The sequence below is a fragment of the Paenibacillus sp. EKM10P genome (genome assembly GCF_011800655.1).
Classification (GTDB): domain Bacteria; phylum Bacillota; class Bacilli; order Paenibacillales; family Paenibacillaceae; genus Paenibacillus; species Paenibacillus polymyxa.
In genome coordinates this window covers 1-2,279 of the sequence record NZ_JAALET010000036.1, presented here as the reverse complement: position 1 = coordinate 2,279, position 2,279 = coordinate 1, and the positions used below count along the sequence as shown (strand labels likewise).

The window sequence follows — 2,279 nt, the reverse complement described above, 5'->3', positions numbered from 1 at the left end:
GATCGTTTGGTGGGTCTGATGACCGAACGCTCGATAGACATGATCGTGGGTATGTTAGGCATTTTGAAAGCCGGAGGCGCATATGTACCTATCGATCCGGCGTATCCGGAAGAGCGTATCCGCTACATGCTGGACGACTCGGGAACAGAGCTGTTGTTGACGCAAAGCCATCTGGTGGACAAGGTAGCTTTTGACGGTCACATGCTGGTGCTGAATGGGGCACAAAGTGTGTATCACGAGGATGGTTCTAACCTGGAGCCGTTGTCCGGTCCGAACGATCTAGCGTATGTGATCTATACGTCGGGTACGACGGGGCAGCCGAAGGGTGTTATGGTGGAGCATCGCAATGTCGTACGTTTGGTGAAAAATACAAACTACGCACAGTTGGATGCTGACACGCGCATATTGCAGACAGGCGCTATTGTTTTCGACGCATCCACCTTCGAAATTTGGGGATCTGTATTAAACGGTGGACAGCTTGTGCTAGTGAGTCAGGATGTCATTTTGGATGTGCTCAAGCTTAAGGATGCTGTCCACAGCTACGGCATTACCACGATGTTTTTGACCACACCGCTCTTTAACCAGCTGTCTCAACAGGATTTGACGCTGTTCGAGGGGATACGGGAGCTGCTGGTCGGTGGTGATGTAATGTCCGTACCACATATGAACCGGGTGCTGGAGGCCCATCCATCCCTGCGAATTAGTAACATCTATGGCCCGACTGAAAATACGACCTTTTCAACAGTGCATGCGATCATCGGTGTGCAATCGGAATCAGTGCCAATTGGCAGACCGATCCATAATTCGACAGCGTATGTCGTGGACCATTCGATGCGGCTTCAGCCCGTCGGGGTATGGGGTGAACTGTTGGTAGGCGGTGACGGGGTGGCACGTGGATACCGCAACCGTCCGGACCTGACGTCCGAAAAGTTCATCGACAGCCCGTTCCGCAGTGGAGAACGCTGCTATCGCACAGGCGACATGGTACGCTTGAATGCAGACGGTACGCTGGAATATAAGGGGCGGATCGACGCGCAGGTGAAAATTCGGGGCTACCGAATCGAACTGGGCGAGGTAGAAACGCAGCTGTTGAAGCTGGAGGCAGTGCAAGAAGCTGTGGTCATCGCACGAGAAGATGAGCAAGGGCAAAAGCAGCTCTGTGCTTATGTGGTCGCCAATGAGGAAGTTGTCGCAAGTGTGCTACGCAGCACTTTGAGCCAGAAGCTGCCAGGTTACATGATCCCTTCCTATCTGGTACAGCTGGAGCAAATGCCGCTGACACCGAACGGTAAAATCGACCGCAAGGCCCTGCCAGCACCAGAAGACAGCCTGCAAACCGGAGCCGACTATGTTGCACCGCGAACGTGGGTCGAAGTGAAGCTGGCGCAGATTTGGCAGGATGTGCTAGGCCTGACGCAGGTCGGCGTAAAGGAAAACTTCTTTGAGATTGGTGGACATTCACTGCGGGCGACGACACTGGCCTCGAAGATTCACAAGGAGCTGAACAAGCCGCTTCCCCTGCGCAGTATTTTTGAAGCACCAACGATTGAGCAACTGGCCGTTGTATTGGAACAGCTGGATCAAGTGACGTATGCGTCCATTCCAGTAACGGAAGAGCGCAGCTTCTATCCCTTGTCCTCAGCGCAAAAACGACTGTATGTGTTGCATCAGTTCGATCCACATGATGTGAACTACAACATGCCATCGGTGCTGCAAGTGAGCGGTCCGCTGGACGTGAAGCGAGTGGAACATGCATTCCGTCAACTGATCGCCCGTCATGCGTCCTTGCGCACCCGCTTTGATCTGATCGACAGTGAGCCGATGCAATGGGTTGAGGACACTGTGCCGTTCGAGGTGGAATATACGAAGGTACAAGCAGAAGGTGCGACTACGGATACAGACACGAGGGTCGGCAAGGAAGTGGATGAGCTGGTGAGTCGCTTTGTCCGTCCGTTTGATCTCAAAGCTGCACCGCTGCTGCGGGTAGGCTTGGTAGATCTAGGCGTATCAGGAGCAGGGCAGGAACCGCAGCATGTACTCATGCTCGACATGCACCACATCGTTTCGGATGGCGTGTCCATGGGGGTACTGACTGAAGAATTTGTCCGCTTGTATGACGGTGAAAAGCTGCCGCCACTGCGGATACAGTACAAAGACTATGCTGTATGGCAACAAAGCGAGGTCCATCAGAAGTGGATGCAGCGCCAGGAAGCCTACTGGCTCGACACCTTCCGGGGGGAACTGCCTGTGCTGGATTTACCGACAGACTTTGCCCGTCC

1 protein-coding gene is annotated in these 2,279 nt (G+C 53.8%); it reads left to right on the top strand.

Annotated features, from left to right (window positions below; all coding sequences use genetic code 11):
- The coding region (locus tag HFE01_RS26260) for a non-ribosomal peptide synthetase (RefSeq protein WP_167442892.1) at positions 1 to 2,279 on the top strand (2,279 nt) is incomplete at both ends.